Below are 21841 nucleotides of genomic sequence, written 5' to 3'. Positions count from 1 at the left end.
CTACTGTCCGCGCTCATTGTCCTGATCGGGATCCGCGCCACCGATGAATGCCTCCGTCCCCGGTTCCCCTTCGCCCCTGCGCGCGTTCACGGCGCGGGTCCTGGTCGTCATGGCGCTGGGTGCGCTGGCGCTGCTGGCCTGGCAGTTGTCGGAGCTGCTGCTGATCGTGTTCGGCGCGGTGGTGGTGGGCGTGCTGCTGCACGGGCTGGCCACGCTGTTGCGCAAGTGGCTGCCGCTGCCGGAGTGGGCGGCGCTGGCGCTGGTGATCCTGGTACTGGTGCTGGCGCTATCGGCGATCGTGCTGCTGTTCGGCGCCGAGGTCGCCGCGCAGATCGACACCTTCCGCGCCACCCTGCCGGCGGCCTGGAACAAGTTCCATGCCTGGCTGCAGTCCGGCCCGCTGGGGCCGCAGATCGAGCGCATCCCCGACCAGTTGCGCGACGGTGCCTCGACCCTGGCCACGCATGCTGGCGCGATCGTGCTGTCGGCCGGTGGCGGCGTCACCGATGCGGTGCTGATGATGGTCGGCGGGCTGTACCTGGCCGCGCAGCCGCGGCTGTATCGGCATGGCCTGCTACACCTGCTGCCGCGCGACCGGCGCGGCGTCGCCGATGAGGCGCTGACCGCCAGCGGCCAGGCGCTGCGTGCGTGGTTGTCCGGGCAATTGCTGGCGATGGCGGTGATCGGCACCCTGACCGGCATCGGCCTGTGGCTGCTGGGCGTGCCGGTGGCGCTGGGCATCGGGCTGCTGACCGCGCTGCTGGACTTCATTCCCATCGTCGGCCCGATCGTGGCCGCGGTGCCGGCGATCCTGCTGGGCTTCACCGTCAGCCCGCAGGTGGCGCTGGGCGCGCTGTTGCTGTTCGTGGTGCTGCAGCAGCTCGAGGGCCACATCCTGCAGCCGCTGATCCAGGCGCGCGCGGTGGACCTGCCGCCGGCGCTGCTGCTGTTCTCGCTGTTCGGCATCGGCGTGCTGTTCGGGCCGATGGGCGTGGTGCTGGCGGCGCCGCTCACCGTGGTGCTCTACGTACTGGTCAAGCGCCTGTACGTGCAACACGCGCTGGGCGATGCCGAGGGCGCGGATGGCGCCGGAAAGCCCGCCGCCTGAGCTGCGGTGCGTGATCCCACCCCAACCCGCACGCGACGATGCCCACCGATCCGCAGGACCTGCAACGCGACCTGGCCGACACCTTGCACGGTGCCGCCGCGTACAACGACAAGGGCCATGCCTGGCTCGGGCACGATGCCCGGCAGATCGCCGACATGCAGCGCCTGTTCCAGACGCAATTGACGGAACTGGCCGCGCGCCTGGGCGAGGCGCGGCTCGGCCCGGCGCTGAGCGCGGCCATCGCCACCGGTGCAGCAGCGCGCGACGATGCGGGCGTCTATGTGGCACTGTGCGAGCAGGTCTTCGGCAGCACACGAGCGCGCCGCTGAGGTCGGACGCGGGCGCCGCGTGCCGCAACGTCATCGGCCATTCGAGAAACGCGGCCTGCGATACGGCCGCTGAACGCTGGCCCCAGAGTGGGACCGGCCTGCTTTGACTTGTCATTCACGCGGCCCACACTGGCGGGTGCCTTTTCCCTCGCCCGATGACTCCGTGAAGAAACCACCCCAGGATCCCGCGTCCACCCCGCCCGCCGACACCGACACCACCCCCGAAAACCCGCAACGCCGACGCCTGCTCGGCGGCCTGGCGCTGGCCGGCAGCGCCCTGGCGCTCGGTGGCCCCGCCGAGGCCCACGCCGAAACTGCCAAGCGTGCGCCAGCGCGTGCGCTGTCGCCGACGGAACTGGATCGGCAACTGCGGCAGAAGATCGAGCACGTGGTGGTGATCTACGCCGAGAACCGCAGCTTCAACAACCTGTTCCCGGAGTTCCCCGGGCTGCAGCAGCCGCTGTCCAAGGTGACGCCGGCGCAGGCGCGGCAGGTGGACCGCGACGGCAGCGTGCTCGACATCCTGCCGCCGATCTGGGGCGGGCTGGCGCCGGACGAACAGGTGGTGGCGCACCGCCGCTACAAGATCGGCGAGGACGCGATCGGGCCGCTGCCCAATGCGCCGTTCGCGCTGCGCACGTCCGACGGCCAGTTGCTGCCGCACGGCATCGTGACCCGCGACCTGGTGCATCGCTTCTACGAGAACCAGATGCAGATCAATGGCGGCCGCAACGACGGCTTCGCCGCATGGAGCGACGCCGGTGGCCTGGTGATGGGCCACTACGCCGATGCGCCGGCAACGCTGCGGCTGTGGAGCCTGGCCCGCGAGTACACGCTGTGCGACAACTTCTTCATGGGTGCGTTCGGTGGCTCGTTCCTCAACCACCAGTACCTGATCGCCGCGCAGCCGCCGTACTACCCCAAGGCCGACAGCAGCCCGGGGCGGACGCAGATCAGCGTGCTGGCCAGCGACCGCCCGGACGAGATCCGTCTGGCGGTGCAGGACGATTCGCCGGGCACCGCGCTCAACGGCCGGCCGCGCTTCGTGCGCAACGGCGCGCTGACTCCGGATTTCTGGGCGATCAACACCCTGAGCCCGCCGTTCCAGCCCAGCACCAGCCAGGATCCGACGCGCCCGGACTACGCCGACCCGAACAGCCCCAACACGTTGCCGGCGCAGACCCACCGCCATATCGGCGATGCGCTCGACGCCAAGGGCGTGGACTGGGCCTGGTACGCCGGTGGCTGGGCGCTGGCGGTGCAGGGCAAGGGCGACACCGGCGATACCAGCGAGTTCCCGGGCAGCCCCAACTTCCAGATCCACCACCAACCGTTCAACTACTTCGCCAACCTCGCCCCCGGCACGCCGGCACGGGCGCGCCGCCTGCGCGACGGCGGCCTGGGCGACAGCGCCCCGCAGAACCGCTTCCTCGCCGACGTGCAGGCCGGCACGCTGCCGCCGGTGACGTTCTACAAGCCGCAGGGCAACCTCAACATGCACGCCGGCTATTCGGACGTGGCCGCCGGCGATCGCCACATCGCAATGGTGGTGGAGGCGCTGCGTACCAGCCCGCTGTGGGAGAAGACCGTCGTGTTCATCACCTTCGACGAGAACGGCGGCTGGTGGGATCACGTGGCCCCGCCCAAGGCCGACCGCTGGGGTCCGGGTTCGCGCATCCCGGCGCTGGTGGTGTCGCCGCACGCCAGGCGCGGCCACGTCGACCACAGCGTCTACGACACCGGCTCGATCCTGCGCTTCATCACCCGCCGCTTCGGCCTGGAGCCGTTGCCGGGCCTGGTCGAACGCGAGCGCGCGATGCACGCCGCCAGCGGCGTGGTACCGGGCGACCTCACCGCCGCGCTGGATCTGGGTTAGACCGGCGCGCGTTGCGCAGGGCGCGGCGGACTGCCGCTGCCCTGCCCTGCCTCACGCAGTGCCGCGCTCAGGCGGCCTGAAAGGTGCCGGCGCCGCGCTGGCGGCGGAACAGCAGCCAGGTGCAGACCAGACCGATCAGCGCCGCCAGCGACAGCCACAGCGCCGGTGCGGCGCGGCTGTGCGTGGTGTGGATCAGCCAGGTGGACACCGCCGGGGTGAAGCCGCCCATCGTGGCGGTGGCCAGGCTGTAGGCCAGCGAGAAGCCGGTGGTGCGGACCTCCGCTGGCATCACCTCGGTCAACGCCACCACCATCGCGCCGTTGTAGGCACCGTACAGCAGCGACAGCCACTCGCCGACCAGCAGCAGCCGCCCGAACGAGGGCGCGTCGACCAGCCACTGCAGCGCCGGCCACACCGTCAGCAGCATCGCCACGCTGGCGAACACCAGCAGCGGCTTGCGGCCGATGCGATCGCTCAGCGCGCCCATCACCGGCAGCCACACGAAGTTGGACAGGCCGATGCAGCCGGTCACCACCAGGCTGTCCAGCTCGCTCAGGTGCAGCTCGGCACGGCCGTAGGTCGGCATGTAGGCGGTGATCAGGTAGAACGACACGGTGGTCATCATCACCATGCCCACGCCGGCCAGGATCAAGCCGACATTGGCGCGCAGCGAACGCGCGATGCCGGCCAGGTCCGGCGCCTGCCGCGCGGCGAACTCCGGGGTTTCCTGCAGCGAGCGGCGGATCAGGAAGATCAGCGGCACGATCAGGCTGCCGATGGCGAACGGCACGCGCCAGCCCCAGCTGTCCATCACGCTGTCGGACAGTAGCGCATGCAGGGCGACGCCGAGCGCGGCGGCGAACACCACCGCCACCTGCTGGCTGGCCGACTGCCAGGCCACGTAGAAGCCGCGCCGGCCCGGCGTGGCGATCTCGGCCAGATACACCGACACGCCGCCCAGCTCGGCGCCGGCGGAAAAGCCCTGCAGCAGGCGGCCAAGCAGCACCAGCACCGGCGCCAGCACGCCGATGGTGCCGTAGCCGGGGACGAAGGCGATCAGCAGCACGCCCGCCGACATCAGCCCCAGGGTCAGGATCAGGCCCTTGCGGCGGCCGTGCCGGTCGATATAACCGCCCAGCACCAGCGCGCCGATCGGCCGCATCAGGAAACCGGCGCCGAACGTGGCCAACGACAGCATCAGCGAGGCGAACGCGCTTTTCGCCGGGAAGAACGCATGGCCGATCGCCGTGGCATAGAAGCCATAGACCATGAAGTCGTACATCTCGAGGAAGTTGCCGGTGACCACGCGGAACACGGCGGCGGCGCCGTGCGGCGCGGCATCGGCGGCGGCTGGGGATGGTGCGGGAGCGGTCATCGGTCGAAGTCTGCTGGAGAAGAAACGGCGCCGCCTTGCGATGCGGTGCGACAGCGTGGGCGGCGCGTGTGGCAACGGTACAACACGCCGCGTGCGCATGCCGCCATGGAGCGGCGCGCCGCTACGTGCGGGTTAATGCATGGCGTTCCGAGGGCGCGGTCCCTGGACACTCGCTGTTGCAACGCCGGGATGCACTGCGACGTGCCGGCGATGCGCCCAGGTGCCGATACCGGCGTTGATCCACCCCGCACATCCGCGCACGATGCTTGGCGCGGCCACCTCCGCCGAATCTGGCGCGCACGTGTCGACCACACCACCACTTCCGAATCGATAGGCTGCACGCTGGTCATGCCCCAGGAAGCACCAACGATGCGTCCCGTTCGACCGCTGCATCTCGGCGTGATCGCCGACACCCATGGCCTGCTGCGGCCCGAAGCGCTGGAGGCGCTGCGTGGTTGTGCGGCGATCGTGCATGCCGGCGACATCGGCAAAGCGGAGGTGCTGGAGGCGCTGCGGGAGTTGGCGCCACTGCACGCGATCCGCGGCAACATCGATACCGCGCCGTGGGCGCAGGCACTGCCCGAAACCCTGGACCTGGACATCGACGGCGTGCGCCTGCACGTGCGCCACGACCTGAAGACGCTGGACCACGTCGCCGACGGCGTGGACGTGGTGATCAGCGGCCACTCGCACATGCCGTCGCTGCAGACCCGCGATGGCGTGCTCTACCTCAACCCCGGCAGCGCCGGCCCGCGCCGCTTCCGCCTGCCGATCAGCCTCGGCCACCTGTATCTGACCGCGACCGGCCCGCGCGGCGAGTTGCAGACCCTGGACTAGCGCAGGCGCGCGTCCCGCGCTGTCGGCGCATGGATGCCCCGCGTGCGGCGGACAGGCGGCGGACGCGCGCGATCTTCGCTACAGTGGGCGCGGGGAGGCGCGCGGCCAGCGGATGGGCGTGGCGGCGCCAGGATGCGACAGCGCGAAGGGGAGCAAGCATGCGCAAGGGATGGAACGTGTTCGGCAAGGTCGGCCTCGGGCGCATGACCAAGGACGAGTACCAGGCCAATCTCAACGGCCTGAACATGTTCTTCGGTGCCGTCCTGGGTCTGGTGCTCACCGGCACCGAACGCCTCAACGCCTGGCAGTTCGGTGTGGTCCTGGGCGTGCTCGCCAGCCTGGTCACCTCGATCCTGTTCATTTCCAGCAGCCGGCACCGGGTGGCGTACGCGATCTACACCCTGCTGATGGTGCTGGCGCTGCCGAAGGTGATCGACGTGATGCTCAAGGGCCAGGCACTGCTGCCGGACAAGGTGCAGCCGACGCTGATCGTGTGGACCATGATGACCATCATGGTGGAGTTCTGGGGCCGCGAGAAAGACGCCGAGAACACTGCCGCGACGGCCGCGGACCGCACGCCAGGCTAGGCGGCGCGCGGGCGCGGACGCACGTCGCGCACCGTCGCGAGGGCGGCGGCGCGCCGCCTCACCAATCGGTCGGCGCGTAGTCCTTGAGGAACTGGCCCCACACGTGCTCGCCGGTGTTGAAGCCGTGGATGATCGGATCGACGATGCGTGCGGCGCCGTCGACGATGTCCAGCGGCGGATGGAAGCGCTCTTCCTGCACCTTGCGCGCGGCGATCTCGGCCGGATCCTCGTCGGTGACCCAGCCGGTGTCCACGCTGTTCATGTGGATGCCGTCGTTCTGGTAATCGGCCGCCGAGGTGCGGGTCATCATGTTCAACGCGGCCTTGGCCATGTTGGTGTGCGGATGCCGGGTGGTCTTGAAGTTGCGGTAGAACTGCCCCTCCATCGCCGACACGTTGACGATGTGCTTGTCGCGCTCGGGCGTGCGCAGCATCAGCGGCTTGAGCCGCGCGTTGAGGACGAACGGCGCGACCGCGTTGACCAGTTGCGTCTCCAGCAGTTCCACCGAGGACACTTCGTCCAGCAGCAGGCGCCAGGAGTTGCGCCCGCGCAGGTCGACCTGCTGCAGGTCCTGGTCCAGGCGTCCTTCCGGGAACAGGTGCTGCTGGGCGAGCAGGTCGTCGGCCAGCAACGGCACCTGCGACAGTTCGGCAGCGCGCAGCAGACCGTCGGCACCGTCGCGTCCATTGCCGGCTCCGGCCGGCAGCGTGTTGCTACCGGTCGGCAGCAGGTCGGGGCCGCGCAGGCCTTCGTACTGGCCGACCAGCCGACGCACGTGCTCGGGCAGCTCGTGCAGCGCGGCGGTCTCGCCGGCCAGCATGTGCGCGTAGAACTGCGGCGGCCGGCGCACGGTCTGGCAGGCGTTGTTGACGATGAAATCCAGGCGCGTGCGGGTCGCCAGCAGTTCGCTGCAGAACGCCTCGACGCTGGGCGTGTGGCGCAGGTCCAGCCCGTACACCTGCAGGCGATGGCCCCACTCGGCGAAATCCGGCTCCTGCGCGTAGCGCGCGGCCGAGTCGCGCGGGAAGCGCGTGGTCACGATCAACTCGGCGCCGGCGCGCAGCAGCTTGAGCCCGGCCTGGTAGCCGATCTTGACCCGGCCGCCGGTGAGCAGTGCCACGCGCCCGCGCAGGTCCGCGGTCTCGGTGCGCTTGAAGTAGTTCAACTCGGCGCAGGGCGGGCACATCTGGTCGTAGAAGTGATGCAGCTCGGTGTACTTCTGCTTGCACACGTAGCAGTGGCGCAGCTCGGGCGAGTGCGCCGCCGGCTCGGCCGCCGCGGCCTGCGCGTGGATCAGCGCTTCGGGCGTGTGCGGCGGGAAATAGTTGGGCGTGCTGAACACCGGCTTGCGCCGCAGCGCGCGAATGCCGGTCTGCGCCAGCAGTTCCTCGGCCTTGCGCACCTTCTCCTGGTGGCGCTCGCGCGCCTGCTCCTTGAGCAGCTTGCGCCGCGCCTTGGGTTCGGGGTTGAAGACCTGGGCGACCACCTGCAGCAGGCGCACGCGCTCGGCCTCCGGCAGGGTATCGAGCACGCGCCGGTCGGCGGCGATGGCCTCGAGCAGGTCCAGGGCAATGCGCAGGCGCTCGGCCAGGGGCAGGTCGTCGGGCGAAACAGGGGCAGTGGCGTTCAAGACAGATCCGGGATGGGCGACGGCGAGCCGCGGCAGAGCGCCGGCGCGATGCCGACAGGGCAGCACGCGGCCCTGATGCGCCACCGCCCGCAGAAGCGGGAACGGCAGCGGCTCGGGCCACGGCGGGCCGGAGGAGCCGGCCACCCCGGCATTTTCGCCGATCCGCGGCCTGCGATCCACGCGCGGTGCGATCGCCGTGCCCGACACCCCGCCCCGGAGGCGAACCAGGCCGCTCAGCGTGCCGGTGCGGTCGCGAACTCGCCGCGCTGCAGCTTGGCCACGTCGTTGCCCTGCGCATCCCTGGCCTGCAGGTCGGCGCCCTTGGCGGCGAGCTCCTTCAGCACCTCGGTGCGCTGGAACAGGGCCGCGTACATCGCTGCGGTCTGTCCGGCGTTGTTGCGCTGGTCCGGTGCACAATCTGCCTGCATCAGCCGCTTGGCGATGCTCAGCTCGCCCTTGAAGATCGCGCCCATCAGCGCGGTGTTGCCGCGCTTGTCCTGCGCGCAGGGGTCGGCACCGGCGCGCAGCAACTGTTCCACCGCCGCCTGCTGGCCGTGATAGGCGGCCAGGATCAGCGCGGTGTAGCCCTTGTCGTCGCGGGTATCGAGATCGTAATGGGCGCGGATGAACTCGGCCAGCATGTCCTGGCGGCCCTGCCGCGCGGCATCGAAGAAATAGGTACGCAACTGCGCCTGCACCGCCGCCGGATCGGGCGCCGCAGGCGCGGCCGGTGCAGCGACCGCCGTGGCGCTGACCGCAAGGCCAAGAAGGAAGAGCACAACACGACGCATAAGGAGTCTCCGCAAGAAAGTGCGCGGCGCGGCGATGCCGCCGCCGGGCCGCGCGTGAGACGCATCAATCCTGCAACTGCGCGGCCAGTTGCTTGACCCGCGCCAGGTCGCCCTTGGCCACCCGCGCCACGCCGCTGCCGTAGGCCGGGTCGGCCTTGTACAGGAACGAGAGCATGATGTGCTTGCTCGCGTCGTCGGTGCCGGCCAGCGATTCGCCGAAGCTCTGGATCAGGTCCTGCTGCTCCTTCTTGCTGTAGCTGCGGAACAGCTCGCCGGCCTGCTTGAAGTTCTGCTCGCGCGCGATCCTGGCCTGCTGGGTGGTGCCGGACAGCGGCAACTGGCTGTAGCGCGCGTTCGGATCCTGCGGCCGCGGGCTGAGCCGGCTCGGCTCGTAGTTCACGCCGCTGCTGGTGCTGCCGGCGTTCATCGCCCCGTCCTGGTTGCCGTTGTTGACCGCCACCCGCGGCCGGTTCACCGGCAGGCTCAGGCCGTTGGTGCCGACGCGGTACAGCTGGGTGTCGGCGTAGGAGAAGATGCGTCCCTGCAACAGGCGGTCTTCCGACGGCTCGATGCCCGGCACCAGGTTGGCCGGCGCCATCGCCACCTGCTCGGTCTCCTGGAAGAAGTTGTCCACGTTCCTGTTCAGCACCATCTGCCCGATCTTGCGCTCGGGCACGCCCGGCCAGATCTTGGTGGCATCCAGCGGGTCGAAATCGAACTTGGCCAGATCCTCGGGCGCGAGCACCTGGATGTACAGATCCCACTTCGGATAGTCGCCGCGCTTGATCGCGCCGACCAGGTCGTTGGTCAGGTGGCTGTAGTCCTTGCCCTGCACCGCCACCACCTGCTGCGGATCCAGGTTCTTGAGGCCCTGCAGGCTCTTCCAGTGGAACTTGACGTAGTGCACCTGGCCCTGCGCGTTGACCAGCTTGTAGGCATGCACGCCGTTGCCGTCCATGAAGCGGTAGCCGGCCGGCGTGCCTTCGTTGGAATACAGCAGGGTCAGCGTGCGGGTCGCCTCGGGCACGTGCGAGAAGAAGTCGAAGCGGCGCGCATCGTCGTCGAGGTTGGTGCGCGGGTCCGGCTTGAACGCGTGCACCATGTCCGGGAACTTGATCGCGTCGCGGATGAAGAAGGTGGGGAAGTTGTTGCCCACCAGGTCCCAGTTGCCTTCGCTGGTGTAGAACTTGGTGGCGAAGCCGTGCGGGTCGCGCAGCGTCTCCGGCGAATGGTTGCCGTGCACCACCGAGGAGAAGCGCACGAACACCGGCGTGGTGGTGCCCGGCGCGAACACCTTGGCCTTGCTCAGCTCGGAGATGTCGGCGGTGGCGGTGAACTCGCCATGCACGCCAGTGCCGCGCGCGTGCACCACGCGCTCGGGGATGCGCTCGCGGTCGAAACGCTGCAGCTTCTGGATCAGTTGCACGTCCTGCAGCAGCGTCGGGCCGTTGGGCCCGGCGGTCTGCGAGTTCTGGTTGTCGCCCACCGGCGCACCGTTGTCGCGGGTGAGCGCGGACTGGGCGGCGCTGGCCGACAGGATCAGGGAAGGCGACAACAGGACAAGCAACAACAGGGATCCAGGGCGCATGGCGTCGGCTCGCGTGAAGGGAGCTGCAGCATGGCGGCAGTCCGGCGCGCAGAACATTCGTTCCTTGCGATCGATGCCATCGACGCGGCCAATCGCATCCGCGCACTGTGATCGCGACCATTGGTAGAGCGCGCAATCCGTTGCAGCTGCAGCGTCGTCGCAGCGTCACTCGACGACGATGCAGCTGCAGATCGGCCGCAAAATGTAGACGCGCGCACGTGCCATCAGCAGCGACGATGCCTGGCGATGCGGCAGCAAGCGCACCGCGGCGCGATGCACCCCGCGTAGCGCCGCGATGGCGGACGCTAGCGCTTGGCGCTCAGCGCGCGGCTGCGATCGGCGAACAGTGCCTGATCGGCTTGGCTGTAGGCGGCGCGCTGCACGGCCGCATCGATGCCGCGCTGGAAGTCGGCGCGAAAGCCAGGCTCGGTGATGCGCTGGGCGATCAGGAACACCGCGTGCGCCGTCTCGGCGCCGACCGCCTGCGTATCGGGAAAGCCCTGGCGCCGGATCAGATCGGTCAGGCGCTCCTGGCTTTGCTTCTGCGCCATGCGCACCTCGCGTGCATACGCGCGCAGCGAGACGGTGTCGTGCTGCAGCCGCTGCGGCGAGTAGTCCCGCTTGAGATCGGCGCGTGCCTGCGCGTCGTCGCTGATCAACTGCAGCAGTTGCGTGCGATAGGCCGGATTGGCCGGCGCTGCCGCAGCAGCGTCATCTGTCGGTGCACCGATCGGACCCGCCGCGGCGATGCTGGTCAGCACGCACAACGCCGCTCCGAACGCCCAGCGTGTGGCGATTCGCATGATGATGTTTCCCCCTGTCGCCCACGATACTAGACCAGTGCGAACGGCCTGTCCGCGCGCAGACGGGTTCCCGCCCATGCGATGCCGGCTTGGCGCACGGCGTCACATCGGCAGCCCAACGGACGTCACATCCGCTGGCCGATCACCCGCTTGAACGGCGGCAACGCATCGATGATGCGCTTGCCATAGCGCTTGGTCAGCAGCCGCGAATCGAGAATGATCACGCGGCCGTGGTCGTCGGCGGTGCGGATCAGGCGGCCGGCGAACTGGGTCAGGGTGCGCAGCGCGTGCGGTACCGCAATCAGGTTGAAGGCATTGAGGCCGCGGCTCTCGAACCATTCGCCGAGCGTGGCGGTCTGCGGATCGGTCGGCACCGCGAACGGCACCTGGGTGATGACCACCGTGGTGCAGGCCTCGCCCGGCAGGTCCAGGCCCTCGCCGAAGGAATTGAGGCCGAACAGCACCGAGCCCTCGCCGGCGGCGATGCGGCGCATGTGCTCGCCGATCATCTGCGACTTGGAGCCCTCGCCCTGCACCAGCACGCGGTTGCGCTGCGCGATCGGCAGCAGGTCGGCCACCTTGAGCATCTTCCAGCGCGAGGTGAACAGCACGATCGAGCCCTTGCCCCAGTCCAGTTCGCGCACCAGGTAGCGCGCCACTTCGCGCGGATGGCCCTCGCGGTCGTCCGGCGCCACCGGGAACGCCGGCACGATCAGTTCGGCCTGGTTGGGCAGATCGAACGGCGAAGACAGCGACACCATCTCCGCATGCGCGGGCAGGCCGTTGTCGATCGCCAGTGCCTGGAAATCGCCGCCGCCGGTGAGCGTGGCCGAGGTCAGCACCGCCGCGTCCACCTCGCTCCACAGCAGCGAGCGCAGCACCTGCGCGGCCGACACCGGCGAGCAATGGCAGATCAGATCGGCATCGCGCGAGGCGGTGATCCAGCGCGCCATCGGCGGCTGCCCGTCCTGGTCCTCGCGGCGCCAGCCCAGCCACAGCGCGTACTGCTGCTCGACCATCTCCAGGGCCATGCCCAGGTTGCGCTGCAGGCGCTCCTTGGCCGCGTCCTCCTGCTTGGACTTGGCCGCCATCTGGTGCGCGGCCTGCACCCAGTTCAGCAGCGCCCCGGTGTCCTGCGCCTGCGCATCGATCAGCGGCTTCCAGTCCTCGGGAAGGCGGCCATTGGGCGCGCGCCACATCGGTTCGTCCTGGCCCGGCTCCGGCACCCACACCCGTTCGATCTCGGCGCGGAATGCCTTCAGGCCCTTGGCCACCCGCGCGGCCAGTTCGACCGCCTCGTTTGGCAATTGGTTGCCGATGCGGTCCTTGTCGGCAAGCCGGTAGGCGGCGCCGACCAGCGCCTGCAGGCGGCCGGTGCGCCGCGCCATCTCGTCCAGCGGCAGGTTCGCCGCGCCCTGGTCGATGGCCACGCCCGCGATGTGATGGCCTTCGTCGAGCACCAGCAGCATGTCCGACGGCGGCGCGATCAGCGGCTGGCCGTTGTCGCTGTCGCCCAGCGACAGCGCCGACAGCAGCAGGGCATGGTTGGTGACCACGATCTGCGCATCGCGCACCTCGCTGCGCGCCTTCAGCACCGGACACTGCACCGCGAACGAACAGCGCCGCCCGGCGCAGCCGGCCGCATTGGTGGTGATGCGCGCGCGCAGCGACGGCGGCACCGGCTCCGGCGCGGCATCCAGATCGCCGTTCCAGGTCCGGTCGGCGTAGGCCTTGGCCAGCGCCCGCGCCTGCTCGGCCTCGGCCGGGCTCAGCGGACGGTCGTACAGCGGCGCCTCGTCCTCGAACATGCTGTCCTGCGCCGCCTCGCCATGCAGCTCGGCAACGTTGCGCGTGCACAGGTAGCGGGTGCGGCCCTTGGCCAGCGCCACCGTGGCCTCCAGCCCGGTGGCCTTGAGGAAGGCCGGGATGTCGCGCTCGACCAGCTGCGACTGCAACGCCACCGTGCCGGTGCTGATCACCAGCTTCTTCTTGCTGGCCAGGGCGATCGGCACGCCGGCGGTCAGATAGCCCAGACTCTTGCCGACGCCGGTGGGCGCCTCGGCCACGCCCACCCCGCCGGAGGTGCCCAGCGCGCGCGAGACCACGCCGATCATCTGGCTCTGCGCACGGCGCACGCGGAAGCCCGGCGTATTGGCCTGCAGCTTGGCGTAGGCATCGCGGATCGCCAGCTTGACCGGTTCGGTGAGCTGACGCGGGGACGGGCCGGACGCGGGCGGCGTCGACGGCGAAGCGGAATCGGTCATCCCGGCATTTTCTCACGTCCCGTCGCAGGGACTGAAACGCGGGAACTGAACGGTGCGGCGTGCCGCGTTATGGCAGCGGCGGCGCGGCCTTGCGCGGCAACGCCAGCCACAGCGCGCGCAGCAGCAACGCCAGGCCGGCCACGTACAGCGCATCGTCCAGCAGATGCACCAGCGCGGAAGCGTCCGGATGGACGCCGCGGAACTGCGGAGACAGCAGCGCCACCGAGCCCAGGATCGCGTTCAACAGCCGCGGCAGGATCGCGTCCATCAGCAACACCGTCAGCCCGAGCCGCGCCAGGGTGCGCGCTTGGCCCGGCGCCAGCCGCGGGAGCATCAGCAGGGCGATCAGCGGCAGCAACAGGCGCGCCAGCAGGCCGAGCGCGCCGGTCAGCACGCTCATGTCCAGAAGCGGGTGCAGCCCCATTGCCAGCATCGCGTCCTCCCTCGAATCCGGTGGCGTCGGTCAGTGCGGCGGCGCCACGCGGGGCGGCAGGGCGAAGCGCAGCGCCAGGACCACCAGCAGCACGCCCACCGTCAACATCAGGCTGAGGACCGCGCGCAGCACGCCCAGCCACATGGTGAACTGGGACAGGCTGGCGCCACGCGACATCAGCCACATCGGCAACATCGACAGCGCCGTGCCCAGCAGCATCACCACCAGCATGAGGCTCAACCCGCACAGGCCCAGCGTGCGTGGGCGGCCAGGTCGCCGCGTGGCCAGCAGCGCCATGCCCACCACGTACACCACCACGACCGGCAGCTGGAACAGCAGGGTCGTCAACATTTGCATCGCAAGTCCAGTGTCCACGCAGTCGTTCCTCTCGATGAAGACGCAGGCGTCAGTCGGCGCTGACCAGGACCGCATCGCGCTCGCGCAGCGCGGCATACACCGGATCGGTGTCCGGGCGCACGCCATGCCATGCCTCGAAGCTCTCGGCGGCCTGTTCCACCAGCATGCCCAGGCCGTCCACGGTGTCGCGGCAGCGCGCCGCACGCGCCCAGGCCAGGAACGCGATCGCCACCTCGCCGTAGTTCAGGTCCACCGCCAGGGTCATGCTGTTGATCAGCGACAGCGGCAGGGTGAAGCTGGCGGCCGGGTCGCGGCCGATGGTGGTTGCGTTGACGATCAGTTCGAAATCGCCCAGCTCGCGCAGGTCCTCCCAGTAGCGCGAGATCGCGCGTGCCGGCTCGCCCAGCGCATCGACCAACGCATCGGCGCGTTCCGGCGCCCGGTTGACCACCACCAGTTGCTGCACGCCGGCCTCCAGCAGCGCCGGCGCCACGCCGCGCGCGGCGCCGCCGGCGCCCAGCAGCAGCGCGCGGCGGCCGCGCAGGTCCAGGCCGTTGCGGTCGGTCAGGTCGCGCACCAGGCCGGCGCCGTCGGTGTTGTCGCCGTGCCACTGTCCATCGCGGTAGCTGAGCGTGTTGACCGCACCGGCCGACTGCGCGCGTGCGCTGTGCACCACGCTGAGCGCGAACGCGGCTTCCTTCAGCGGCAGGGTCACGTTGGCGCCGACACCGCCGTCGGCGGCAAAGGCGGCCAGCGCCGCGGCGAACCCGTCGGCCTGGACGTCGATCGCCTCGTATTGCAGGGCGATGCCGGTCTGCTTGGCGAAGGCGGCGTGGATGCGCGGCGACAGCGAATGGGCGACGGGATGGCCGAACACGGCAAAACGGGAGTTGGGCATGGAGCGCTCGTTAGTTGTTTTAGACTGGCGGCGACATTCCATGGAATCCCTCATGCGGACCCCTGCCCTGCCGCTCGCGCTGGCCGCGAGTTTACTCTGCGCGCCGTGTGCGTTCGCGCTTTCCGAATTCGGCATCGAGGGCATGGGCGTGGTGTCGACCGCTGCCGACGAGAACCGCGCCAGCGTCTCGGCAGACGGCCAGCGCATCGTCTGGGCCAGTCCCGACCGCGCCGGCGGGCCCGGCGGCGGCGACCTGTGGCAGGCGCTGCTGCGCGACGGCCGCTGGAGCGACCCGCAGCCGCTGCCGGCGCCGCTGAACTCGCCGAACCTGGACAGCGACCCGTTCTTCAGCGCCGACGGACACTGGCTGTACTTCGCCTCCGATCGTCCCGGCGGCCACGGCGGCAGCGACCTGTATCGCGCGCCGCTGCTGGCCGACGGCAGCTACGGTGCGCCGCAGAACCTGGGCGCGGCGGTGAATTCGCCGGGCAACGAACGTGCGCCGGCCCTGTCGCTGGACGGCACGCGGCTGCTATTCGCCAGCGACGGCCATGGCGGCGCCGGCGGCCTGGACCTGTTCGTGGCGCGCCTGCAGGGTCAGACCTTCACCGCACCGCAGGCGCTGGCCGAAGTCAACAGCGCCGACGACGAGACCGATGCGGCATGGCTGGGCGACGGCCGCGCGCTGCTGTTCGCGCGTGCGCACGGCAATGCGAGCAGCCAGGTGCTGCTGGCGCAATGCGCCGGCGGCCGCTACGCGGACCCGCAGCCGCTGGCGCTGTCGTTCAACGGCAGCGACGGCCATACCGCCGGTGCCGTGCTGGATGCATCCAAGCCCAGCGAGCTGTTGCTGTCAGGCAGCGCCCGCGCGCCCAGGGCTGGCAAGCGCGACCTGTACCGGATCAAGGCGCCGACCGCCACCGGTAGCGACGACTGCAGGTAAGCGGGTTGCGCGGCGGCGCGAGACGGTCCGGCCTGCTGCCATGCCGACACGCCGCAGTGGGACCAGAAAGCCGTTGTGGGAGGGACTTCAGTCCCGACGCATGGCACTCGGACGCATCGCCCGGTTGCTTGCCGCGACCGAAGTGCTCCTCTAACGACTCGCTCTGCTGCAGGGCAGCGGGACACGTCGTCATCCTGCGGCAGTGGTTCTCTTCCCCTTGCGGGAACGGCCGAGACAGCATCCCATCTAGCGCCTGGTCGTGGCTGAAGCCGCTCCTACACGCGTGCATTCCGCATGGATCAGAGGATCCCTAATGGCTGCCGCCGTCCTCAGCCCAGCATCATGATGCGCAGCGACGATCAGGGCTTGCACGCAAGACCCTGGATCGCACTGCGATCGGCGCAGCGCCTCAGTACACGTCGCGCCGGTAGCGCCCCTCGGCGCTGAGCGCATCCAGCGCGTCCTCGCCCAGGATCTCGCGCAGTGCCGCATCCACGTCGCGGGCCATGCCGGCGAGGCTGCCGCAGACGTACACGGTGGCACCGCGCGCGACCCAGTCGCGGACCGCATCGGCGGATTCGCGCAGCCCGTCCTGCACGTAGCGCTTGTGCGCCTGGTCGCGCGAGAACAGCAGATCCAGGCGCTGCAGATGGCCGGCGGCCTGCCACGCCTGCAGGTCGTCGCAGAACAGCGCATCGTGCGCGGCGTTGCGCTCGCCGAACAGCAACCAGTGCCCGTGCACACCGGCCTGCTCGGCCTCGCGCAGCAGGCTGCGCAGGCCGGCGATACCGGTGCCGTTGCCGATCAACAGCATCGGCGCAGCGCCATGCCGGCGAAACCCCGGGTTGGCGCGCACCTGTGCGCGCAGTACCGCGCCCAGCGGCGCGTGCTGGCACAGCCAGCCGGCGCCGAGCCCGGGGCTGCCGTCGTCGCGCAGGGTCAGGCGCACGACCAGCTGCAGCAGGCCGTCGGCCGGCACCGAGGCGATCGAGTATTCGCGCAACGGCAGATTCGGCAGCGCGTCCACCCAGGACTGCACGTCGTCGCCCGACGCCGGCGGCGTCAGCGCGCGGGATGCCAGCGCCTGCCACAACGGCTGAGGCACACCATCGGCCTGCACCGTCTGCTCGGCATCCAACGCTTGCGCGGCGAGCCAGGTGCGGACCGCGTCGGCGGCGTGGCAAGGCTGCACTTCCAGGATGTCGCCGGCATGCCAGTGCGCCTGCGGCGGCGGCACCAGGTCGATGCGCCACACCGGCGCGCCGGCGCTGCCGGGATTGAGCAGGACGCGGCCGGCCAGGCGCCAGTCCAGCGGTTCCGGCGCCTGCAGCACCGGCGCCGACGCCGCCACGCCGGTGAGCGCGGACAGTTGCCATTGCCACTGCGCCAGCGCCTGCGGGTCGGCGTTGTCCACTTCCAGTGGTGGGAACAGCGCCTGCGCGCCCTGCGCCTCCAGCCAGCGCTGCACCTCGCGAGAGAAGCCGCAGAACTGCGGATACTGCCGGTCGCCCAGGCCGAGCATGGCGTAGCGCAGCTCCGGCAAGGGCTGCGCCTGGCGCAACACGCGCCGGACGAAACCGCGCGCCGCGTCCGGCGGTTCGCCGTCGCCGAAGGTGCTGACCACGAACAGCACGCGCCGCGCGCCGCGCAGGTGCGCCAGCTCCAGTTGCGCCAGCGAACGCACCTCCACCGCCAGGCCGGCGGCCTGCAGGTGCGCGGCGGTCTGCCAGGCCAGGCGCTCGGCCAGGCCGCTCTGGCTGGCGAAGCACACCAGCCAGGCGCCGGCGGCATCGCCGACCAATCCCGGCAGCGCGCGCCGCGCTGCGCGCAAGGCGCGCTTCTTGCGCCGACGATCCAGGTACAGCATCCAGCCGGTGACGAAGAACAGCGACATGCACAGGCTCGCCAGCAGCATCGCCACGCGCCCGGGCAGGCCGAAGAAGCTGCCGCTGTGCAGCGCGAACATGCTGGTCAGCAGGCGCCGGCCCAGCGGTTGCTGCCGATATTCCAGGTGGCGCAGGACGCGGCCGCTGGCCGGATCGACCTCCACGCTGTCGTAGGCGCGGTCGTGCGCCGGATCGGGCGGCAGGTAGCGGGCCACGATCGGCTGGCCGCTGCGGCCAGGCAGACGCAGGTCCAGGTAGGCGCGCTGCGCCGCCGGCACGGTCGCCAGGGCCGCCTGCAGCCGCGCGTAGTCCACCGCCGGTGGTTTGCCGCCACGGCCGCCCTCCCTCTCCTTGGGCGCGGCATCGCCGCCGAGCACCGCCACCAGTCCCTGCCGGTACCAGTCGTAGGACCAGTACAACCCGGTCGCGGCGATCAGCAGGTACACCAGCAGGCACCAGGTACCGATCACCGAGTGCAGGCTCCACAGGAAGCTGCGCCCCTGCCGGTTCCACTCCACCGCCCACCACGCGCGCCAGCTCCACCAGCGCCGCGGCCAGCGCAGATACAGGCCGGACAGGCAGAAGAAGATCAGCACGAAGGCGCAAACCCCGGTGACCGCCTTGCCGCGCTCGCCGGCGGCCAGGCGCCGGTGCAGGTCTTCGACGAAGGAGAAGAACCCGTCCAGGCGCGGCGCCGGCAGCACCGCGCCGGTGTAGGGGTCGAAGTACAGGCGGCCGCCGTCGCGGCCCGGCAGGCGCACCGCGGACGGCCGCGTGCCGGTGGGATCGATCAGCAGGCGGTTACTGCGGTGCGCGCCGTCCAGGTCCAGGCGCCGCGCCAGTTCGGCCAGCGGCAAGGGCTGCTCGCCGGCGGCATGGCGTGCGGCGATGGCCGCCAGCGGCGGATTGGCCAGGCGCACGATCTCGTCCTCGAAGGCAAGCGTGGCCCCGCTCAGCCCCATCACCGACAGCACCAGACCGGCGCTGATGCCGAGCAGCCAATGCAACTGGAACAACAGCGACTTGATCACGGCGGCGCGGTGCGGGACGGGGCGGTCGCGCATTGTAAATGAGAACGCTTATCGCATGCGATTGATACGTCGCCCTGCGGCGTCTACCGCCAAGCGTGACCCGCGGCGCAGTTGCCATTGGCAGCACATCCAGCGGTCACCTGACGGACATCGAACGTGGCCAGTTTCTTCACCTCCATCGACCACCCCCGAGGTTCCTGCAATGTCCGTCTCCCTGCGCGGTTGTCTTGCCCTGCTTGCGCTGTTCGCCGCCCAGGCGGCCAGCGCCGCCACCAGCTGCCCCACGCTCTACGCCGGCGGCAAGGCGCCGACGCTCGACGCGTCGATCACCAGCCGCACCACCGAGGTCTGCCATACCGAATACGTGCTGATGGCCTCGGGCGTGACCAAGGGTCCGCTGTACTCGGCCGAGCACATCACCGACCAGCAGGTCGCCGGTGCCGAATCGATCGGCCGCGTCGGCTCCTTCCACGACGAGACCGGCATCCCCGCCGCCGACCGCTCGCACACCTCGGACTACACCAACTCCGGCTACGACCGCGGCCACATGACCCCGGCCGGCGACGCCTCGACCACCAACTCGGAGAAGGAAACCTTCTCGATGGCCAACGTGGTCCCGCAGGACCACAAGCTCAACACCGGCGAGTGGGCGCGGATCGAGGAGCAGGTGCGCCAGCTGGCCAAGCAGCGCGGCGAGGTCTACGTGGTCACCGGCCCGGCCTTCGACAGCGGCACGCGCAGCAGCATCGGCGCCGACAACGTGCAGGTCCCGGACTACGTGTGGAAGGCGGTGTACGAGCCGGGCAACGGCGCGGCCGCCTACATGTGCGTCAACGACAGCACCATCAACTGCGACGTGGTGTCGATCAACGACGTCATCACCATGTCCGGCGTGGATCCGTTCCCGGCGATCAGCGCCAGCATGAAGGCCAATCCGATCGCGCTGACGTTGCCGTGAGGCGGAGATTCGGGAGTGGGGATTCGGGATTGGTAAAAGCGTTCTGACACCCTGCCCGGGTTGGGCGGCCGGATGCGCGTGGCGCCGGCCGCCACGACCACCGCGTGCGCCCGTCAGGCGGTGTGCGCCGTCATCGCCTCGACCAGGGCCGCGAACACCGCGCTGCAGGCGGCGCTGCCGCGTACGTCCTGGTGCATCACGATCCAGCTGTCCAGGCCCACGCGCACCTGCTGCGGCAGCACCGGCACCAGCGCCGGCGTGCGTCGCGCCAGCGCAACCTGGCAGAAACCGATGCCGCAGCCGGCGCGCAGCAATGCCAGTTGCGCCAGGTCGCTGTCGGCGCGCAACGCGAACGCCTCGCGCCGCCATGCCGGCAAGGCACTACGCGCCGCGCGCAGGAACGGCGTCTCCGCATCGAAGCCGATCAGCGCGTGCTGCGGCAGGTCCTCCAACGCCTGCGGCAGACCGTGCCGGTCCACATAGTCCTGGTGCGCGAACAGCGCCACCGCCACCTCGCCGACATGACGCGCGATCAGCACGTCCTGCGTGGGCCGGGTCATGCGCACCGCCACGTCGGCCTCGCGATGCAGCAGGTCCTGCACCCGGTTGCTCAGCACCAGTTCCAGCCGCAGCTGCGGATGCGCGCGACGCAGGGCCGCCAGCACCGGCGGCAGCAGTTCCGCCCCGATCACCTCGCTGGCGGCGATGCGCACCGTGCCGCGGACCGCATCGCCGTGGCGGCCCGCCGCGCGCTGCAGCGACGCGGCCAGGCTGCCCATCGCCTGCGCATGCCCGCGCAAGGCCAGCGCGGCATCGGTCGGCAGCAGGCCGGTCTGCGAACGCACGAACAGCGGCACCGCCAGCGCCTGTTCCAGCGCCGCCACGTGGCGGCCGACGGTGGGCTGGGTCAGGCCCAACGCACGTGCCGCCGCCGACAGCGAGCCTTCCTCCAGCACCGCCAGGAAGGACCGGTAGAGTTCCCAGCCGATCGCGTTGTCCATACAGAAATGTATAGCTGGTTCGCAGTATTCGCCAATTTTCTTGAGCGGCACCGGCACCGACACTGAGCGCCGACCCCAACGGAGCGCTGTCATGTCCCCTTCTTCTTCCACGGCCCTGGTGCTGGGCGCCAGCGGCGGCATCGGCGGCGAACTGGCGCGGCAGTTGCGCGACGCCGGCTGGCAGGTGCGCGCCCTGCAGCGCGGCCTCGCCCACCCCAGCGCGGAGCGCGACGGCATCCACTGGCTCCGCGGCGATGCGCTGCAACGCGCAGACGTGCTGCAGGCGGCCCGGGGCTGCGCGGTGATCGTGCATGCGGTGAACCCGCCCGGTTACCGGCGCTGGTCGGAGCTGGTGCTGCCGATGATCGACAACACCGTGGCCGCGGCGATCGCCGAGCGCGCCACCGTGGTCCTGCCGGGCACGGTCTACAACTACGGCCCGGACGCCTATCCGGCGCCGGACGAAGACGCGCCGCAGGCCCCGGTCACGCGCAAGGGCGCGATCCGGGTGGAACTGGAGCGCCGCCTGCAGGCGGCGACCACGCAGGGCGCACGGGCCATCGTGGTGCGCGCCGGCGACTTCTTCGGCCCGCGCGTGGGCAACAGCTGGTTCGCGCAGGGGCTGGTGCGGCCCGGGCGACCGGTCGCGACTGTGACCTTGCCGGGCGATCCGGGCGTGGGCCACCAGTGGGCCTATGTGCCGGACGTCGCGCGGACCATGCTGGCTCTGCTGCAGCAGCGCGCACGCCTGCCGGCCTTCGCCCGCCTGCACATGGAAGGGCACTGGGACGCCGACGGCACGCAGATGGCCGCGGCGATCGCGCGGGTCGCGCAGCGCCACGGCCTGGCACCGCCACGCACGCGCCGCTTCCCGTGGCCGCTGCTGACCCTGGCCGTGCCGTTCTGGCCGCTGGCGCGCGAACTGCACGAGATGCGTCCGCTGTGGCGGCACCCGCTGCGCATGCGCAACGCGCGGCTGCTGGAACTGCTGGGCGAAGAACCGCACACACCGCTGGATGAGGCGGTGGAGGCGACGCTGCAGGGGCTGGGCTGTCTGCCGGCGACTGCCCGATCGGCCTGACGCGCGTAGGAGCGGCTTCAGCCGCGACCGGGCTTTCCCATTGAAGCGCGATCGCGGCTGGAGCA

19 protein-coding genes are annotated in these 21841 nt (G+C 70.5%); 8 read left to right on the top strand and 11 right to left on the bottom strand.

Annotated features, from left to right (window positions below):
• Positions 1-109 precede the first annotated feature (109 nt).
• The 3 genes from AC1PLR_RS01850 to acpA all read left to right on the top strand — a co-directional run bounded on the left by AC1PLR_RS01850 (position 110) and on the right by acpA (position 3313).
• On the top strand, positions 110-1108 hold the full coding sequence (locus AC1PLR_RS01850; protein ID WP_481103514.1) for an AI-2E family transporter: 999 nt from the start codon (positions 110-112) through the stop codon (positions 1106-1108).
• Positions 1109-1146: 38 nt separating this feature from the next.
• Positions 1147-1437 carry a hypothetical protein gene (locus AC1PLR_RS01845; RefSeq protein ID WP_481102470.1) on the top strand — a complete coding sequence of 97 codons (291 nt, stop codon included), beginning with the start codon at positions 1147-1149 and terminating at the stop codon, positions 1435-1437.
• A 163-nt stretch (positions 1438-1600) separates the two neighbouring features.
• Positions 1601-3313 carry an acid phosphatase gene (acpA, locus tag AC1PLR_RS01840; protein WP_481102469.1) on the top strand — a complete coding sequence of 571 codons (1713 nt, stop codon included), beginning with the start codon at positions 1601-1603 and terminating at the stop codon, positions 3311-3313.
• Positions 3314-3380: 67 nt separating this feature from the next.
• Here the strand turns inward: acpA and tcuC are convergent, their stop codons facing one another.
• Entirely contained in the window at positions 3381-4688 is a 1308-nt protein-coding gene (tcuC, locus tag AC1PLR_RS01835) for a tricarballylate/proton symporter TcuC (protein ID WP_019800557.1), read from the bottom strand.
• A gap of 369 nt (positions 4689-5057) precedes the next feature.
• On the opposite strand from tcuC, the gene AC1PLR_RS01830 reads away from it, so the two are divergent.
• Both AC1PLR_RS01830 and AC1PLR_RS01825 read left to right on the top strand, forming a co-directional pair.
• Positions 5058-5525 (top strand): metallophosphoesterase family protein, encoded by a 468-nt coding sequence (locus tag AC1PLR_RS01830; protein ID WP_481102468.1) that lies wholly within the window; start codon positions 5058-5060, stop codon positions 5523-5525.
• 158 nt (positions 5526-5683) lie between these two features.
• Complete coding sequence (locus tag AC1PLR_RS01825) at positions 5684-6112, top strand: hypothetical protein (RefSeq protein ID WP_481102467.1); 429 nt, start codon at positions 5684-5686, stop codon at positions 6110-6112.
• A 58-nt stretch (positions 6113-6170) separates the two neighbouring features.
• On the opposite strand, the gene AC1PLR_RS01820 is transcribed toward AC1PLR_RS01825, so the two are convergent.
• The 8 genes from AC1PLR_RS01820 to aroE all read right to left on the bottom strand — a co-directional run bounded on the left by AC1PLR_RS01820 (position 6171) and on the right by aroE (position 14876).
• Positions 6171-7742, bottom strand: a complete 1572-nt coding sequence (locus AC1PLR_RS01820) for an SDR family NAD(P)-dependent oxidoreductase (protein ID WP_481102466.1) — start codon at positions 7740-7742, stop codon at positions 6171-6173.
• A 233-nt stretch (positions 7743-7975) separates the two neighbouring features.
• Positions 7976-8533, bottom strand: a complete 558-nt coding sequence (locus AC1PLR_RS01815) for an ankyrin repeat domain-containing protein (RefSeq protein WP_481102465.1) — start codon at positions 8531-8533, stop codon at positions 7976-7978.
• A 64-nt stretch (positions 8534-8597) separates the two neighbouring features.
• The gene (katB, locus tag AC1PLR_RS01810; protein WP_481102464.1) at positions 8598-10121 is read right to left on the bottom strand and encodes a catalase KatB; all 1524 of its coding nucleotides are present in this window, start codon (positions 10119-10121) and stop codon (positions 8598-8600) included.
• Between the two features lie 305 nt (positions 10122-10426).
• Positions 10427-10924 carry a hypothetical protein gene (locus tag AC1PLR_RS01805; RefSeq protein ID WP_420008640.1) on the bottom strand — a complete coding sequence of 166 codons (498 nt, stop codon included), beginning with the start codon at positions 10922-10924 and terminating at the stop codon, positions 10427-10429.
• A gap of 125 nt (positions 10925-11049) precedes the next feature.
• On the bottom strand, positions 11050-13188 hold the full coding sequence (dinG, locus tag AC1PLR_RS01800; protein WP_010340313.1) for an ATP-dependent DNA helicase DinG: 2139 nt from the start codon (positions 13186-13188) through the stop codon (positions 11050-11052).
• A 67-nt stretch (positions 13189-13255) separates the two neighbouring features.
• On the bottom strand, positions 13256-13588 hold the full coding sequence (locus tag AC1PLR_RS01795; protein ID WP_481099651.1) for a hypothetical protein: 333 nt from the start codon (positions 13586-13588) through the stop codon (positions 13256-13258).
• A 63-nt stretch (positions 13589-13651) separates the two neighbouring features.
• The gene (locus AC1PLR_RS01790; protein WP_209245212.1) at positions 13652-13978 is read right to left on the bottom strand and encodes a hypothetical protein; all 327 of its coding nucleotides are present in this window, start codon (positions 13976-13978) and stop codon (positions 13652-13654) included.
• A gap of 49 nt (positions 13979-14027) precedes the next feature.
• Positions 14028-14876 (bottom strand): shikimate dehydrogenase, encoded by an 849-nt coding sequence (gene aroE / locus AC1PLR_RS01785; protein WP_481069810.1) that lies wholly within the window; start codon positions 14874-14876, stop codon positions 14028-14030.
• Positions 14877-14928: 52 nt separating this feature from the next.
• On the opposite strand from aroE, the gene AC1PLR_RS01780 reads away from it, so the two are divergent.
• Positions 14929-15819, top strand: a complete 891-nt coding sequence (locus AC1PLR_RS01780) for a TolB family protein (RefSeq protein WP_371184265.1) — start codon at positions 14929-14931, stop codon at positions 15817-15819.
• A gap of 409 nt (positions 15820-16228) precedes the next feature.
• On the opposite strand, the gene AC1PLR_RS01775 is transcribed toward AC1PLR_RS01780, so the two are convergent.
• Positions 16229-18736 (bottom strand): PepSY domain-containing protein, encoded by a 2508-nt coding sequence (locus AC1PLR_RS01775; protein WP_481103513.1) that lies wholly within the window; start codon positions 18734-18736, stop codon positions 16229-16231.
• A gap of 202 nt (positions 18737-18938) precedes the next feature.
• Between AC1PLR_RS01775 and AC1PLR_RS01770 the strand changes: the two genes are divergently transcribed.
• On the top strand, positions 18939-19694 hold the full coding sequence (locus tag AC1PLR_RS01770) for a DNA/RNA non-specific endonuclease (protein ID WP_019801907.1): 756 nt from the start codon (positions 18939-18941) through the stop codon (positions 19692-19694).
• A 113-nt stretch (positions 19695-19807) separates the two neighbouring features.
• Here the strand turns inward: AC1PLR_RS01770 and AC1PLR_RS01765 are convergent, their stop codons facing one another.
• The gene (locus AC1PLR_RS01765; RefSeq protein WP_481103512.1) at positions 19808-20695 is read right to left on the bottom strand and encodes a LysR family transcriptional regulator; all 888 of its coding nucleotides are present in this window, start codon (positions 20693-20695) and stop codon (positions 19808-19810) included.
• A 91-nt stretch (positions 20696-20786) separates the two neighbouring features.
• Here AC1PLR_RS01765 and AC1PLR_RS01760 point away from each other — a divergent pair, with 91 nt between their 5' ends.
• A complete protein-coding gene (locus AC1PLR_RS01760) occupies positions 20787-21776 on the top strand; it encodes an NAD-dependent epimerase/dehydratase family protein (protein ID WP_481102463.1) in 990 nt (329 codons plus the stop codon).
• The last annotated feature ends 65 nt before the right edge of the window (positions 21777-21841 follow it).

The organism is Xanthomonas sp. NCPPB 3570, assembly GCF_056725115.1.
Note: the sequence above shows the minus strand (reverse complement) of the source record. Positions and strands in the feature narration are given on the sequence as shown.

Coding starts and splice junctions, on each gene's coding strand:
- AC1PLR_RS01805 (WP_420008640.1), bottom strand. CDS start 10,924: ATGCGAATCGCCACACGCTGGGCGTTCGGAGCGGCGTTGTGCGTGCTG.
- AC1PLR_RS01850 (WP_481103514.1), top strand. CDS start 110: ATGGCGCTGGGTGCGCTGGCGCTGCTGGCCTGGCAGTTGTCGGAGCTG.
- AC1PLR_RS01795 (WP_481099651.1), bottom strand. CDS start 13,588: ATGAGCGTGCTGACCGGCGCGCTCGGCCTGCTGGCGCGCCTGTTGCTG.
- AC1PLR_RS01760 (WP_481102463.1), top strand. CDS start 20,787: ATGTCCCCTTCTTCTTCCACGGCCCTGGTGCTGGGCGCCAGCGGCGGC.
- AC1PLR_RS01830 (WP_481102468.1), top strand. CDS start 5,058: ATGCGTCCCGTTCGACCGCTGCATCTCGGCGTGATCGCCGACACCCAT.
- tcuC (WP_019800557.1), bottom strand. CDS start 4,688: ATGACCGCTCCCGCACCATCCCCAGCCGCCGCCGATGCCGCGCCGCAC.
- AC1PLR_RS01815 (WP_481102465.1), bottom strand. CDS start 8,533: ATGCGTCGTGTTGTGCTCTTCCTTCTTGGCCTTGCGGTCAGCGCCACG.
- AC1PLR_RS01770 (WP_019801907.1), top strand. CDS start 18,939: ATGTCCGTCTCCCTGCGCGGTTGTCTTGCCCTGCTTGCGCTGTTCGCC.
- aroE (WP_481069810.1), bottom strand. CDS start 14,876: ATGCCCAACTCCCGTTTTGCCGTGTTCGGCCATCCCGTCGCCCATTCG.
- AC1PLR_RS01780 (WP_371184265.1), top strand. CDS start 14,929: ATGCGGACCCCTGCCCTGCCGCTCGCGCTGGCCGCGAGTTTACTCTGC.
- AC1PLR_RS01790 (WP_209245212.1), bottom strand. CDS start 13,978: ATGCAAATGTTGACGACCCTGCTGTTCCAGCTGCCGGTCGTGGTGGTG.
- AC1PLR_RS01825 (WP_481102467.1), top strand. CDS start 5,684: ATGCGCAAGGGATGGAACGTGTTCGGCAAGGTCGGCCTCGGGCGCATG.
- AC1PLR_RS01765 (WP_481103512.1), bottom strand. CDS start 20,695: ATGGACAACGCGATCGGCTGGGAACTCTACCGGTCCTTCCTGGCGGTG.
- dinG (WP_010340313.1), bottom strand. CDS start 13,188: ATGACCGATTCCGCTTCGCCGTCGACGCCGCCCGCGTCCGGCCCGTCC.
- katB (WP_481102464.1), bottom strand. CDS start 10,121: ATGCGCCCTGGATCCCTGTTGTTGCTTGTCCTGTTGTCGCCTTCCCTG.
- AC1PLR_RS01845 (WP_481102470.1), top strand. CDS start 1,147: ATGCCCACCGATCCGCAGGACCTGCAACGCGACCTGGCCGACACCTTG.